11 protein-coding genes and 1 riboswitch are annotated in these 13,857 nt (G+C 74.3%); of the genes, 7 read left to right on the plus strand and 4 right to left on the minus strand.

Annotation, left to right across the window (positions count from 1 at the left end; all coding sequences use genetic code 11):
* Positions 1-65 precede the first annotated feature (65 nt).
* Positions 66-1,670: a YbjN domain-containing protein gene (locus O7612_RS08795; protein WP_282272107.1), complete on the minus strand. Its 1,605-nt coding sequence runs from the start codon at positions 1,668-1,670 to the stop codon at positions 66-68.
* Positions 1,667-2,143, minus strand: coding sequence for a YbjN domain-containing protein (locus O7612_RS08800; protein ID WP_282272109.1), 477 nt, complete (start codon positions 2,141-2,143; stop codon positions 1,667-1,669). The genes O7612_RS08795 and O7612_RS08800 overlap by 4 nt, the downstream gene beginning before the upstream one ends.
* Positions 2,144-2,256: 113 nt before the next feature.
* Between O7612_RS08800 and O7612_RS08805 the strand changes: the two genes are divergently transcribed.
* On the plus strand, positions 2,257-4,725 hold the full coding sequence (locus O7612_RS08805) for a DNA translocase FtsK (RefSeq protein ID WP_282272111.1): 2,469 nt from the start codon (positions 2,257-2,259) through the stop codon (positions 4,723-4,725).
* 96 nt (positions 4,726-4,821) lie between these two features.
* Here O7612_RS08805 and O7612_RS08810 read toward each other — a convergent pair whose 3' ends face one another.
* Positions 4,822-5,091: a hypothetical protein gene (locus O7612_RS08810; RefSeq protein ID WP_348774277.1), complete on the minus strand. Its 270-nt coding sequence runs from the start codon at positions 5,089-5,091 to the stop codon at positions 4,822-4,824.
* 138 nt (positions 5,092-5,229) lie between these two features.
* Here O7612_RS08810 and O7612_RS08815 point away from each other — a divergent pair, with 138 nt between their 5' ends.
* Entirely contained in the window at positions 5,230-5,757 is a 528-nt protein-coding gene (locus tag O7612_RS08815) for a DinB family protein (protein WP_282272113.1), read from the plus strand.
* A gap of 86 nt (positions 5,758-5,843) precedes the next feature.
* Here O7612_RS08815 and O7612_RS08820 read toward each other — a convergent pair whose 3' ends face one another.
* Entirely contained in the window at positions 5,844-6,158 is a 315-nt protein-coding gene (locus tag O7612_RS08820; protein ID WP_145918443.1) for an SMR family transporter, read from the minus strand.
* A 56-nt stretch (positions 6,159-6,214) separates the two neighbouring features.
* A riboswitch (guanidine-III (ykkC-III) riboswitch) is annotated at positions 6,215-6,280 on the minus strand.
* A gap of 91 nt (positions 6,281-6,371) precedes the next feature.
* Between O7612_RS08820 and O7612_RS08825 the strand changes: the two genes are divergently transcribed.
* The 5 genes from O7612_RS08825 to O7612_RS08845 all read left to right on the plus strand — a co-directional run bounded on the left by O7612_RS08825 (position 6,372) and on the right by O7612_RS08845 (position 13,848).
* On the plus strand, positions 6,372-7,295 hold the full coding sequence (locus O7612_RS08825) for an ornithine cyclodeaminase family protein (protein ID WP_282272116.1): 924 nt from the start codon (positions 6,372-6,374) through the stop codon (positions 7,293-7,295).
* Positions 7,296-7,521: 226 nt separating this feature from the next.
* Positions 7,522-9,057 (plus strand): 30S ribosomal protein S12 methylthiotransferase RimO, encoded by a 1,536-nt coding sequence (gene rimO / locus O7612_RS08830; protein ID WP_282272118.1) that lies wholly within the window; start codon positions 7,522-7,524, stop codon positions 9,055-9,057.
* 77 nt (positions 9,058-9,134) lie between these two features.
* Positions 9,135-9,722, plus strand: a complete 588-nt coding sequence (pgsA, locus tag O7612_RS08835) for a CDP-diacylglycerol--glycerol-3-phosphate 3-phosphatidyltransferase (protein ID WP_282272120.1) — start codon at positions 9,135-9,137, stop codon at positions 9,720-9,722.
* Positions 9,723-9,996: 274 nt separating this feature from the next.
* Positions 9,997-13,188: a hypothetical protein gene (locus O7612_RS08840; RefSeq protein ID WP_282272122.1), complete on the plus strand. Its 3,192-nt coding sequence runs from the start codon at positions 9,997-9,999 to the stop codon at positions 13,186-13,188.
* 198 nt (positions 13,189-13,386) lie between these two features.
* Positions 13,387-13,848, plus strand: coding sequence for a hypothetical protein (locus tag O7612_RS08845; RefSeq protein WP_282272124.1), 462 nt, complete (start codon positions 13,387-13,389; stop codon positions 13,846-13,848).
* The last annotated feature ends 9 nt before the right edge of the window (positions 13,849-13,857 follow it).

A 13,857-nucleotide genomic window follows, 5' to 3' on the forward strand; every position in this document is an offset into this window, starting at 1 on the left:
GCGCTCCGTGCCCGGCCCGCTGGCCGGGTCCGCCCCGCCGGCCGGTTCAGGGGGCGGCGGCCGGGTCAGGGAAGGGCGGCGACGGCCCTGGCGTACGCGACGCCGGTGCTCACCGCCGCGTCGACCAGGATGCCGAGCTGTGTCGGGGCCACCCCGTACGCCAGGTCGGTGGTGACGTCGCCGGCCAGCACCAGTTCACCGCCGGGCAGCTCGTGCACGTACGCCTTGGGCAGCAGCCGGTCGTGGTTCCAGGCGTTGCAGAACTCGTACGCCTCGGCGAGCCGTCCCGCCGCCAGCCGCCGGGCCGCCACCACCCGGGCGTGCAGGATCTCCCCCTGCCTGCCCACCTGGGAGAACTGGATCACCGCGTCGTCCCAGCGGCCGACCACCACGCCACCGGCGTCCACCGCGTACACGTCGCCCCGGGCATCGAGCACGGCGGTGAGCTGCGCCAGGGTCAACGGGGCCGGCTCCCCGGCCGAGGGCGGGAACGGTCCGTCGTCCGGTTCGTCGACGCTCTCCCACGCCGGCACCGGCACCGGGTCACCGGTCGGCCGCTCGGCCAGCCAGGCGGCGATCCGGCCGGCGTGGTGACCGGTGCCGTTGCGGGCGTCGAAGCTGCCCGCGAGCCGGGTCGCCACGGCCAGCAGGTCGGTGCCGAGGGTCGCCACGTCCAGGTCGGCGGTCGGCCGGTCGGCGTGGCCGGGGCGGTGCACCCGTCGACCGTCCCGGCCGGACTCGACGGCGAGCGCGCAGACCAGCGCCCCGGCGGCGGCGAACTCCAGCGCCGACAGGTCGTCGTACGGGTGGTCCAGCCGGGGCAACTGCTCGGCGAGGATGTCCAGACCCCGCTCGGGGTGCCCGGCCAGCGCACAGAACCGCAGCTGGGCGGCCAGGTACGGCAACGCCCGCCGTTCCCGCCGGTGCCGCCGGTACGCCCGCGCGTGCGCCGCCCCGGCCCGTGCGCCCGCCCCGGTGCGCAGCCACGGCAGCAGGCCCACCGCGAGGGCGCCCTCCGGCTGGTCGGTGCACTCGACCACGGCGTCGAGCACGGGTCGCAGCGCGTCCAGGGCCGCCCGGTCGTCCCCCCAACCGGCCAGCAGCTCCGCCCGCCGGACCGGCAGACAACCGGGGCAGCCGGCGGCCGGGTCCTGGTCGGTGGCCGTCCACCGGTCGTACCACCGGCGGGCGGTCGGCTCGTCCCCCCGGTGGTCGGCGAGCCGGCACCGCAGCTGGGCGACCACGGCGGCGTCCTCGCCGACCCGTCGGGCCAGCGCGTCGAGCAGCGCGTCGGCCTGGGTCAGGCCGATCCGGGGGGTGCCGATGGCGGCCTCCACCGCCTGCCGCAGGTGCCGCCGCAGCAGCTCCGCGTCGCCGGGGCGGGCGTCGAGCAGGCCGGGGGACCGGTCGACGGTGGCCAGCAGGCGGCGTACCGGCTCGACGATCCGCCACCGTCCCCCGCCCCGCAGGTACGCCTCGACCAGCGCGAAGCGGGCGTCCAGGGCGGAGTGCGGATCCCCGATCGCGTCGGCGCGGGCGGCGATCCGGTCGAGTTCGGCCAGCCGGGTCTCCCCGTCGGGCAGCTCCGCGGCGTCGGCGAGCGCGGCCGCCAGGCCGGGATCACGGTGGACGGCCGGCCGGTCCGTCGGGGGGTGGAACTCGGCGGTCATCCGGGTGTCCCGCCGGGCAGCAGGCCGACGGCGGCGGCGAGCTGGCAGCCGGTGGTGATGCCCCGGTCGAGGAGCTGGTCGAGCTGGTGCGGGGTGACCCCGCGTTCCAGATCGGTGATCACCTCGCCGCAGACCTGGGCCCGGCCGTCGTCGTCGACGTGCACGAACGCCTTGGGCCAGAGCCGGTCGCGGTTCCACGCGTTGCAGAAGGCGTAGAGCGCCGGCACGTGGTCGATGCCGAAGGTCGGTGCCGCCAGGGTGCGGACCTGGAGCAGCTCGCCGAGGGCGCCCTGGCGCAGGAACCAGATCAGGCTGTCGTCCCAGCGGCCGAGGAGGTCGCCGTCCTCGTCGGTGACCACGGCGTACCCCCGGTGGCGCAGCACGGCGACGACCAGCTCGGCGGTCAGCGGACGCAGGGCCTGCGGGTCACCCGCCAGGGGGTCCGGACGGTCCGCGAAGGCAGGCGACGCCATCGGGCATCCCTTCTGAGGCGAATAACACGTCTGCGGGCGTGGTCCGTGCTGCGACGCGCGGACACGACCCGGAAAAGCGGCGATCTGCCGGGTAACGCCGTTACGGTGACTCTATGGCGGGCCGTACCTCTCAGGCGAGCCGGCGGCGCGGCGCGTCGCCGCGTGGCACCACGAACAGTCGTGCCCGTCAGCCGGCGAAGAAGACCACCCGGGCGACGCCCCGCCGGCGACCGGCGGCCCGGCCCGCTCCGGCGGCGTACGTCGGACGGGCCGTCGGGGCACTGTGGATGGGCCTGGCACACGGCGTCGGCTGGGGCTTCCGGGCCGCCGGCCGGCAGGCCGCCTCCGCCCGGGACCTGGACCCGGAGCACCGCCGCGACGGCGCCGGACTACTGCTGTTCGGCCTGGCCATCCTCAGTGCGGTGGGCATCTGGTTCTCCGGTGCCGGCCCGCTCGGCGCGCGCCTCGCCGACACCGTGCGGCTCTTCCTGGGGGCGATCGCGGTCGTGGTGCCGGTGCTGCTGATGATCGGCGCCTGGCGGCTGATGCGTACCCCGTCGGACCCGGAGCACCGGGGGCGGGGCCTGGTCGGCTGGGGTTCCATGCTGGTCGCCACGGCGGCGATGCTGCACATCGGACAGAACCCGGTCGACCCGGTGCAGCGGGACTACGCCGGCGGCCTGATCGGCGCGGGCGTCGGCGACCTGCTGGAGCGGGCGGTGACCGCCTGGGTGGCCATGCCCCTGCTGATCCTGCTGCTCGTCTTCGGGCTGCTGGTGGTCACCGCCACCCCGATCAACCGGATCCCGGAGCGGCTCGGCCTGCTCGCCGGCACGCTGGTCGCCCCGCCCGAAGCCCCGGCGGAGGAGGTCGCGGAGCCGACGGAGACCGCCGCCAAGCCGGCCCGCCGCCGGCCCCGCAAGGCCGCGCCGCCGCCGGTCGACCCGGACGACTTCGACGACGTCGGCCCGGAGGTGGATCTCCAGGAGACGATCGTGCTGCCGCGCCGGCCGGCGAGCCGGGTGCCGGCCAGCCGCAAGCCGGTGGAGCCGCCCGAGCACTCCGCCCCGCCCACCCGGGCCGAGCAGCTCGCGCTGACCGGGCTCGCGGGCGACTACGTGCTGCCACCGGCCAACATGCTCACCGGCGGCGCGGCCCCGAAGACCCGCAGCAAGGCCAACGACGAGGTGATCGCCGCGCTGACCGGCGTCTTCGACCAGTTCGGGGTGGACGCCGAGGTCACCGGCTTCACCCGGGGCCCCACCGTCACCCGGTACGAGGTCGAGCTGGGGCACGGGGTCAAGGTGGAACGGATCACCCAGCTCTCCCGCAACATCGCGTACGCGGTGAAGTCGCCGGACGTGCGGATCCTCAGCCCGATCCCGGGCAAGAGCGCGGTCGGGGTGGAGATCCCCAACACCGACCCGGAGAACGTCGCCCTCGGCGACGTGCTGCGGTCCCGGGCCGCCACCAGCGACCACCATCCGATGGTGGTGGCCCTCGGCAAGGACATCGAGGGCGGCTTCGTGGTGGCCAACCTGGCGAAGATGCCGCACATTCTGATCGCCGGGGCCACCGGTGCCGGCAAGTCGAGCTGCCTCAACACCCTGCTGGTGTCCATCCTGACCCGGGCCACGCCGGACGAGGTGCGGCTGCTGCTGATCGATCCCAAGCGGGTCGAGATGACCGGGTACGAGGGCATCCCGCACCTGGTCACCCCGATCGTGACCAACGCCAAGAAGGCGGCCGACTCGCTGGAGTGGGTCGTCCGCGAGATGGACATGCGGTACGACGACCTCGCCGCCAACGGGGTCCGGCACATCGACGACTTCAACCGCAAGGTGCGCAACGGCGAGATCAAGGCCCCGCCGGGCAGCGAGCGGGAGATGCGGCCGTACCCGTACCTGCTGGTGATCGTGGACGAGCTGGCCGACCTGATGATGGTCGCCCCGCGTGACGTGGAGGACTCGGTCGTCCGGATCACCCAGTTGGCCCGCGCCGCCGGCATCCACCTGGTGCTGGCCACCCAGCGGCCGAGCGTCGACGTGGTCACCGGCCTGATCAAGGCGAACGTGCCGTCCCGGCTGGCGTTCGCCACCTCGTCGCTGGCCGACTCCCGGGTCATCCTCGACCAGCCGGGCGCGGAGAAGCTGCTCGGCCGGGGCGACGGGCTGTTCCTGCCGATGGGCGCGTCGAAGCCGGTCCGCATCCAGGGCGCCTGGGTGACCGAGCGCGAGATCGCCGACGTGGTGAAGTTCTGCAAGGACCAGCGGGAGCCGGAGTTCCGCTCCGACGTGCTGGCCCCGGCGCAGGACAGCAAGAAGAAGATCGACGAGGACATCGGCGACGACCTGGACCTGCTGGTGCAGGCGGTGGAGCTGGTGGTGACTTCGCAGTTCGGCTCGACCTCGATGCTCCAGCGCAAGCTGCGGGTCGGCTTCGCCAAGGCGGGTCGGCTGATGGACCTGATGGAGACCCGGGGGGTGGTCGGCCCGTCCGAGGGTTCCAAGGCCCGCGACGTGCTGGTCAAGCCGGACGAGCTGGAAGAGGTCCTGGACGGGCTGCGCGGCGACGTGGACTGAGCCTGCGGGGTGCGCCGGTCGGGCGTACCCCTGACCGGGCCGGGACGTGCGACGGGCCCGCCGGAAGTCCGGCGGGCCCGTTCGCGCAGGGCGTGGTCAGCTGTTCAGCATGGCGCTGACGAGTACGAGGCTGAGGACGATGGCGGCCACGTTCGCGGCGGCGGCGTACCAGCCCAGCGGCTTGTCGCCGAGGACCGCGCCGACGATGCCGAGCGCCAGGCCGATGATGCCGAAGATGACCGGCGCGATCAGCAACGCGACGACGGCGAAGACGAACGCCAGGATGGTGCAGATGCGGGCGGCGTTGGTACGCGGGCGGGCGGGGGCGTGGATGTCGGCCATGACGTCCTCCGTGGTCGGGATCATCGGTAACGGTGTTGATCGCTCACTACCCACACCGGACGGAAACTACGCACCGGGCGGCGACCTCCCACCGCGTGCCCGTCGGCGTCGGTCCGGGAATTCCGGTCGATCCGGGGCCTGCCGGTGTGGCAGGGTCATCCGATGCCGGCATCCCGTCGTGACCTGTTGCGTACGCAGTTCGACCTGACCTGGTCCCTGTTCGAGTACCACCTCGAACGCCTGGAGCCGGCGGACCTGCTCTGGGAGCCCGTGCCGCACTGCTGGACGATGCGTCCGGGTGCCGACGGCGGGTGGGTGCCGGACTGGGCGGACGTCGAGCCCGACCCGGTCCCGGTCCCGACGATCGGCTGGGTCACCTGGCACATCGGCTGGTGGTGGACGGTTGCTGTGGACCATGCGTCGGGGCGTCGGCCGCGGGAGCGTACCGAGATCGGCTGGCCCGGTGACCGGGACGGGACGGTGGCATGGCTGGGCGACCTGCGTACCGCGTGGTTGGCGGTGTTCGACCAGCTCGGCGACGCCGACCTCGACGCGACCGCGTCGTTCCCGTGGCGGGACGACCCGGCGTACACCGTCGCCCACCTGGTCGCCTGGGTGAACGCCGAGCTGATGAAGAACGTCGCCGAGATCGGCCAGCTCCGGCTGCTGCGGCACGCGGGCCGGCCCTGACCCGTCGGGCGGTCCCCGGGAGCGGGGCCCGGCGGCCGGGACCGGCCGTTCACCGGCAGCCGGCCCGGCCGCTTCCGTGGCGCGGCTCAGTGGAAGAGCTTGAGGCCGACCACGCCGGCCACCACCAGCAGCAGGCTGAGCAGCCGGGGCAGGCTCGTCGACTCGCCCAGCGCCACCATGCCGACCACGGCGGTGCCGACCGCCCCGATGCCGACCCAGACCGCGTAGCCGGTGCCGACGGGGATGTCGCGCAGCGCGTACGCCAGACCGGCCATGCTGGCGACCAGGGTGACCGCGAAGACGGTCGAGGGCAGCGGCCGGGTGAACCCGGCGCTGCGGTCGAGGGAGACCGCCCACGCGGTCTCCAGGAGTCCGGAGAGCACCAGCACGATCCAGGCCATCGGGCATCACCTCGGGGCGTCGGTCCCGGGCCGTGGCCGGGGACGAGTCGGTTCGGTACGGGGCGTCTTGGCCTGACCGGGTACGCCCACGACTCGTCCGGGGTGACCGCGCGGGCCACCACGACCGACGCTAGCACCGCCGGGTGCCGGGGTGGGGTGATCCCTCCCACCACATCTTGAGCTGAAGTCAGCTTCAGGTTGCAGCATGACGGCATGACGCTGCTCTTCGACGACCGGCAGGTCGCCGCCACCCTGGACGCGCCGACCACCGTCGCGGCGATGCGGGAGGCCCTGCTGGCCGCGCACAGCGGCCGGCTCGTCGCCCCGCCCCGGGCGTCCGCGCCCCTGGCGGGCGGCCGGATGGTGCTCACCGCCGGGCAGCTCGCCGACGAGTGGTACGGCTTCCGCTCCTACGACACCCTCGGCCACCCGGCCGGCGGGCAGCTGGTGGTGCTGCACGACGCCCGGACGGGGGCGGTCCGGGCCATCGCCGTCGGCGCGGAGCTGGGCTCCCGGCGTACCGGCGGGCTGGGCGCGGTGGCGGTCGACGCGCTGGCCCGCCCGGACGCCACCACCCTGGGCGTGATCGGCTCGGGCGGGCAGGCGTGGACCCAGGTCTGGGCGACCGCCGCCGTCCGGCCGCTGCGCGAGGTGACCGTGCACAGCCGCTCGACGGCCCGCCGCGAGGCGTTCGCCGCCCGGGTCCGCGCCGAGCTGGGGATTCCCGCCCGCGCCGTCGGTTCGGCCGCCGAGGCGGTCCGTGAGCGGGACGTGGTGGTCCTCGCCACCACCAGCGTCACCCCGGTGCTGGCCGCCGCCGATCTCGCCCCGGGCACCCACGTCAACACCGTCGGCTTCAAGCAGGTGCACCGGCACGAGTTCGGCACCGACCTGCTCGACGCCGCCGACCTGCTGGTCACCGACTCGCCGGCCCAGGCGGCGGCGTACGACCCGCCGCTGCTGACCGCCGTCGGGCCGTACCGGGGGAAGGTGCGGGACCTGGGGGCGGTGCTGGCCGGTGCGGTCCCCGGCCGGACCGGCGCGGACCAGGTGTCGGTGTTCTGCTGCACCGGGCTGGCCGGCACCGAGGTCGCCCTGCTGGACCGGCTGGTCCGGGTCGGTGCGGCGGCGGTCTGACCGTCGTCACGGTGCCCGCCGCGCGGTGGGGCGCGACGGTTCGCCGGTCACCGGAACCGCCAGGCGGGTGCGTCACGATCAGCTTGCGGTTGCCGTGAGCGTTCCCGGCGTGTCGGGTGCATTTCCGTCAGGTGATCGACGACCGGTCCGGCGGGGGAGGGTGAACCGGCCGACACCGCCCGCCGCCGTCGGTCAGGCCCGCTCCCGCGCCCGGTACCCTCGGATGGTGTCTGCCACCCCCACGCCCGCCAACGCCGGCCCGTCCCGCCGCGCCCCGGAGCAGCCGCCCGCCGACGGCCGCCGGGTCGCCCTGCTGACCCTGGGCTGCGCCCGCAACGAGGTCGACTCGGAGGAGCTGGCCGCCCGGCTGCACGCCGACGGCTGGCAGGTCACCACCGACGGCGAGGGCGCCGACGTGGTGGTCGTCAACACCTGCGGGTTCGTGGAGAAGGCCAAGCAGGACTCGATCCAGACGCTGCTGGCCGCCGCCGACACCGGGGCCAAGGTGGTCGCCGCCGGCTGCATGGCCGAGCGGTACGGCCGGGAGCTGGCCGACAGCCTCCCCGAGGCGCAGGCGGTGCTCAGCTTCGACGACTACCCGGACATCACCGCCCGGCTCGACGCGGTGCTGGCCGGCGAGGCGGTCGCCGCGCACACCCCCCGGGACCGCCGCGAGCTGCTGCCGCTCACCCCGGTCGCCCGGCGGGAGTCGGCGGTGTCGCTGCCCGGCCACGGCACCCCCACCCGGGCCACGGTGGAGACCGACGAGCACACCCCGGCGCACCTGCGGCAGGTGCTGCGGCGCCGGCTCGACACCGGCCCGGTGGCCTCGCTGAAGCTGGCCAGCGGCTGCGACCGGCGGTGCGCGTTCTGCGCCATCCCCGCCTTCCGGGGTGCGTTCGTCTCGCGTACCCCCGACGAACTGCTCGCCGAGGCGGAGTGGCTGGCCAAGACCGGCGTCCGCGAGCTGGTGCTGGTCAGCGAGAACTCCACGTCGTACGGCAAGGACCTGGGCGACCCCCGGGCGCTGGAGAAGCTGCTGCCGCAGCTCGCCGCGATCGACGGCATCGTCCGGGTACGGGCCAGCTACCTCCAGCCCGCCGAGACCCGTCCCGGCCTGGTCGAGGCGATCGCCACCACCCCCGGCGTGGCCGCGTACTTCGACCTGTCGTTCCAGCACTCCAGTGAGCCGGTGCTGCGCCGGATGCGCCGGTTCGGCTCCACCGACCGGTTCCTGGAGCTGCTGGCCGGCGCCCGCGCCCTGGCCCCGGAGGCGGGCGCGCGGAGCAACTTCATCGTCGGGTTCCCCGGCGAGACCAAGCAGGACGTGGCCGAGCTGACCCGCTTCCTGACCGAGGCGCGGCTCGACGCGATCGGCGTGTTCGACTACAGCGACGAGGACGGCACCGAGGCCGCCGGGCTGCCCGGCAAGCTCTCCGCCGCCACCGTCAAGCGCCGCTACGACCGGCTCGCCGCGCTCGCCGACGAGCTGTGCTCGCAGCGGGCCGAGGAGCGGCTCGGCAGCACCGTCGAGGTGCTGGTCGACACGGTCGACGACGGCGTGGTGGAGGGCCGGGCGGCGCACCAGGCCCCCGAGGTCGACGGCTCGACCACCCTGGTCGCCCCGGTCGGCGGCGGGGTCGACCTGGCCGCGTTGCGCCCCGGCGACCTGGTCCGGGCCACGGTCACCGCGACCGAGGGCGTCGACCTGGTGGCCGTGCCGGATGAGATGATCTCGGCGGCGCCCGGCGCGGAACGGTGACGGTGCGCCCGGACGGAGCGGGGGAGCCAGGTGGGGCGGTGCCAGGTGGGCCTCGACGGCCGGAGCGGGGTCCGGCGGTGACCGGGGCGGCGGAGTCCGCGCCGCCGGTCGCCCGGGTGCCGGTGCTCAACGCGGCCAACGGCCTGACCCTGCTGCGGCTGGTGCTGGTGCCGGTCTTCGCGGTCTCGGTGACCGCCTCCGGGATGACCCACACCGGGTGGCGGATCGCCGCCTGCCTGATCTTCGCGTTCGCCTCGATGACCGATCTGGTGGACGGCTGGATCGCCCGCCGCTTCGGCCTGGTCACCTCGGTCGGCAAGGTGGCCGACCCGATCGCCGACAAGGCGCTCACCGGCGCGGCCCTGGTGCTGCTCTCCGTCTACGACCGGCTGCCCTGGTGGGTGACGGTGCTGATCCTCGTCCGCGAGCTGGGCATCACCGGGCTGCGGTTCTGGGTGATCCGGCACGGGGTGATCGCGGCCAGCCGGGGCGGCAAGCTCAAGACGGCGTTGCAGATCCTGGCCATCGCCTGGTACCTGTGGCCGATGCCGGCCGCCCTCGCCGCCGTCGGTCCCTGGATCATGGCCGCCGCCGTGCTGGTCACCGTGGTCACCGGCTTCGACTACGTGGCGCAGGCCGTGCGCCTGCGCCGCCCCCGCCCCTGACCGGGGGCTCCCCGCCGTCGATCCCGCCCCGTCCCTGACCGGGGCTCCCCGGCGTCACCTCCGCCCCGGCTCCTGGGCGGGGCTCTCCGGCCCTCGCACCCGTGCCCGCGCCGGAATCCCGGGGCGGGTGGGACGGCTGTCCCTGCCGGCCGGGACACCGCGCCCCGCAGAGTCGTCACCGCACCGGCCCCTGCGGCCCGGTGCGGCGTCGGCCCGGTCGGGTCGACGTCCGGCGACGGCGGGCGGTGCGTGCCCGGTGGCGGAAGGAACAGCGGTGGGGACAGCGACGAGACAGATCCGGGGACGCTCCCGGGGCGGTGGGTGGCGTGGCCGACGGCTGTGGGCGGCCGGCCTGACGGCGGTGCTGGCGGTCACCATGCACCAGACCCCGGCCCGGGCCGCCGACCCGGTGCCCTTCGACGAGCAGGCGGTGCACGGGGCGCTGTTCGGGGCGGTGGTGCAACTACGCGACGCCGGGGCGGCCGGTCTGAAGGACGCCCTGCTCACCGCCGAGCTGCTGGACTGGCGCACCGGCCAGCCGGGAGCGGACGCGACGCAGGTGGCCGGGCACGTCGCCACCACCCGGGCGGCCGCCGACGCGGCGGTCGGTGACGCCCGGGCCGAGGACCGCTCCCGGTTCGCCGTCGCGATGGCGGTGCTGGCCCGGCTCGGCGACTCCACCGGCGCGGTGACCACCGGCCCGGCGGTGCGGGCGTTCCTGGCCAGCACGGTCGGCGCGGAGGGCGCTAACGTGGTGCCGGACGCGCTGAACCTGGTCCGGGGCGGTTACCAGGACGCGGCGTGGAACGCCCGTTCCCGGGACCTGGCCCAGGACACCTGGCGGGAGCTGCACCGGCGGGCCGCCACCGACGACGCGTTGGCGGCCGGCTGGGACAGCGCCTTCGTCGGACGGACCGGCACCGGGGTGCGTACCCCGGTCGACGGGTTGCTGGCCGCCCGGATCCACGAGCCGCGCGCCGACGGCAACACCGGCACCGTCGGCCACTACGTGCCGCTGGCGGCGATCCGCGACCTGCGCGGCGACCCGACCGCCTTCCGGACGCTGGTGCAGGAGCGGGCGTACGCCGCCCTGAAGGTGCTGGACACCGACGGCAACAACCGGATCACCGAGGTGGTCGGCTACGCCAACACCTACCCGCTCAACCAGGACCCGAAGCCGAGCCAGGCGCTGGTCGACGCGGAGAAGGCGAAGACCGAGCTCAACCGCAAGATCTTCGAGGGGCTCGGCTCGACCGTCACGGTGCTGTCCACCCTGGTCGGTTTCGTCGACAAGAAGTTCGGCAAGCAGCTGGAGACCATCGGCAAGGCCGTGGTGACCTCGGTGACCGCGATCAACACGTACGTGACGACGGTGCTCGGCCAGGGGCTGACCATGGCCGCGACGGCGATGGGCACGGCGGTGCTGACCGGCAACCTGCTCGGCGCGGCGGTGAGCCTGATCGGGCTCTTCGCCGGTGGCGGTGACCCGAACGCCGCGATCCAGGCGGAGATCGGCAAGCTGCGCCAGCAGATCGACCGGCTGGCCAAGGGCATCGACAAGCGGTTCGACCGGATCGAGTCGGCGCTCAAGGAGATGTACGCCGGGCTGGTCGCCCAGCTCGACGCGCTCACCAAGGGCCTCGACGAGGTACGCGCCAACCTCGGCCGGATCGCCACCCAGTTGCAGACCATCGAGCGCAAGGTCGACTCGATGGCGCTCGCCACCCACGTGGCCCTGGAGAACATCGCCAAGAGCCAGCTCAACCAGGTGATCACCACGTACGTGCACCACCGGGAGATCACCGGGCAGCCGATCCCGGACTACGTGGGCACCTACTTCCCGAAGGCCGAGTCGCCGACCTTCACCTTCGCCACCGTCAACGCCGCCGACGAGGGCACCTTCACCGCTCCGGCCGGCGCCAGCCTGGCCGACCCGGTCAGTGTTCTCGACACCCACCTGCCGGCCGGCTCGATCAACTACCTCGGTCGGTGGGCCAGGGACCGGGTCGGTGGCGAGTGGACCATCGGCCCGGTCGCCAACGCCGCCGCCTGGACCACCGCCGCCCGGGTCTACAACATCCTGCAACTGGAGAACCCGCAGTTCGCCGGCCAGGTCGCCGCCGGCCGGGGGGAGGCCGTGACCCAGGCCGGGCGGACCATCAACGAGCGGGTGCGGCAGTTCAGCCAACCCACTGCCGACGGTCGTACCAACCCGCTGTTCACCGCGCTGATGGCCGACTACCGTACGGCGGTCGCCGGCTGGAACGCCCAGGTGGAGAACGTCCGCAAGGCGGTGGTCTGGAACGGCAGCGAAACCCTGCCGGTGCACGACATGTGGGGCAGCCCGGACCAGGAACTCCCGGCGGCGAACCGGATTCCCGAGGCCGAGTCGATCGGCGGGTGCGGGGCGAGCCGGGTCAGCCGGCCCACCCCGTCGACGGTGCGTCGGAGCAACCTGCCCAACGCCTTCCACCTGGCCCACCACGCCATGCCGCCGGGGCACGCGCCGGCGTTCTCCACCTGCTACGACGCGAACTTCGTCAACGTCGAGGAGCACGAGGGCCCCCGGTTCGTGACCACCACCGGCGATCTCCAGATCACCCTGCGGTCGCGGGTCAAGTGGGCCGGCGGGGACTGGCAGGAGGTGCAGAACACCACCCGGACCTTCCCCGTCGGCACGATCTGCTCGTGGGACGTCCGTTCCCCCATCCCGCAGGGCTACTGCCACGACGAGAACAAGTACCTCACCGAGCGGTGGCCCGGGACGTACAAGCCGGCGTTCGAGTCGACGGCGGTCCCGGTCGACGCGACCCAGGCGACGACCGCCCGCACCAAGGCCGCCGCGATGCTCTCCGGCCGGCAGAAGTACTTCTACCGGGTGATGCGGGCCGGCACCGGGCCGAACCCGCCGAGCGGCGACACCTGGGAGGTGTCCCGGGTGCTGTGGCAGAAGGGCAAGGCCGTCGCGGACGCGTTGCGGCTGTTGCAGGCGTACACCGAACTGGGCTGGGGGACCGCGCTGGAACTCGACGACAGCCTCGCCGGCCTGCTCCTCGGCGGCAACGGGCTGCCCGCCGACTACACCCGGCCGCGCAGCGACGCCGACCAGTCGGCCCACCAGCACCTGCGCAACGCGATGACGCAGGCGGTGGCCAACTACGCCGACTGCGTGCAGACGTTCGACTGGAACCCGTGCAACGACGACCGGTCGGGCTTCGACCCGCTGCGCGACCAGGGCCAGTACGGGGCCGGCTGCGCCCAGGCCGCCATGCCGGACAAGCCGCGTGACCCGCTGAGCGCCTGCCTGGCCGGTGCGGCGTACGTGCGGGTCGGGCAGCTCGGCGAGCGGTACGACCACTGGTCGGCCCGGATCCGCTCCGGCGGGCACGTCGAGGGGCTGCCGGAGGTCACGGCGACGACCGACATGACCCGGGCGACCACGGTGGGCGTCCACCCGGCGGGCTGACGCCGATCGGTCCCGCCGGCCCGGGACATCCGTCCCGGGCCGGCGGGACAGCCGACGGTCGACGATGGTCCGACCGTTCACCGCCGACCGCCGGCCCACCCGGCGGTGCCACTGTGGACGATCCACCACCTACGCTGCGGCGGGACGGGTGCCGGGAGACCGGACCCGCCGTCCGCGCACGGCATCCGAGGAGTGACCATGACGCTGACCGCCGGCGACGACCGACGGATCCTGTTGATCGCCACCAACGACACGTTCTGCCACGTCTACCAGAACCTGGCCGACCTGCTGGCGACCGCCGACCACGGCGAGAAGCTCGCCGGTGCGGTCGAGTTCTTCGACGTCACCGGCCGCCGGCTGTACCCGGTCTTCTCCGCCGACTGGCGGCTGGAGGCGTTGGAGGCCGGCACCGGCCCGGCGGTGCCCGACGTCGTCCGACAGCGGCTGACCACGGTGGTCGCGCACGTGACGCAGTACGTCCACGACCATCCGGACGTGCTCGTCCGGTCCCGGATCCCGCTGGAGCGGGCGCTGTCCGAGCTGCCCCGCCTCGACGACCCGGACCTGTCCGAGGTCATCGGCGCCCTGCCGGAACACCTCGAACACGACTCCGGGAACTGGCTGCACAACGCCATGCACGCCGCCGGTTGGGCGGACTGACCCACCAGC

The organism is Micromonospora sp. WMMD987, assembly GCF_029581435.1.
GTDB classification, from domain to species: Bacteria; Actinomycetota; Actinomycetes; order Mycobacteriales; family Micromonosporaceae; genus Micromonospora; species Micromonospora rifamycinica.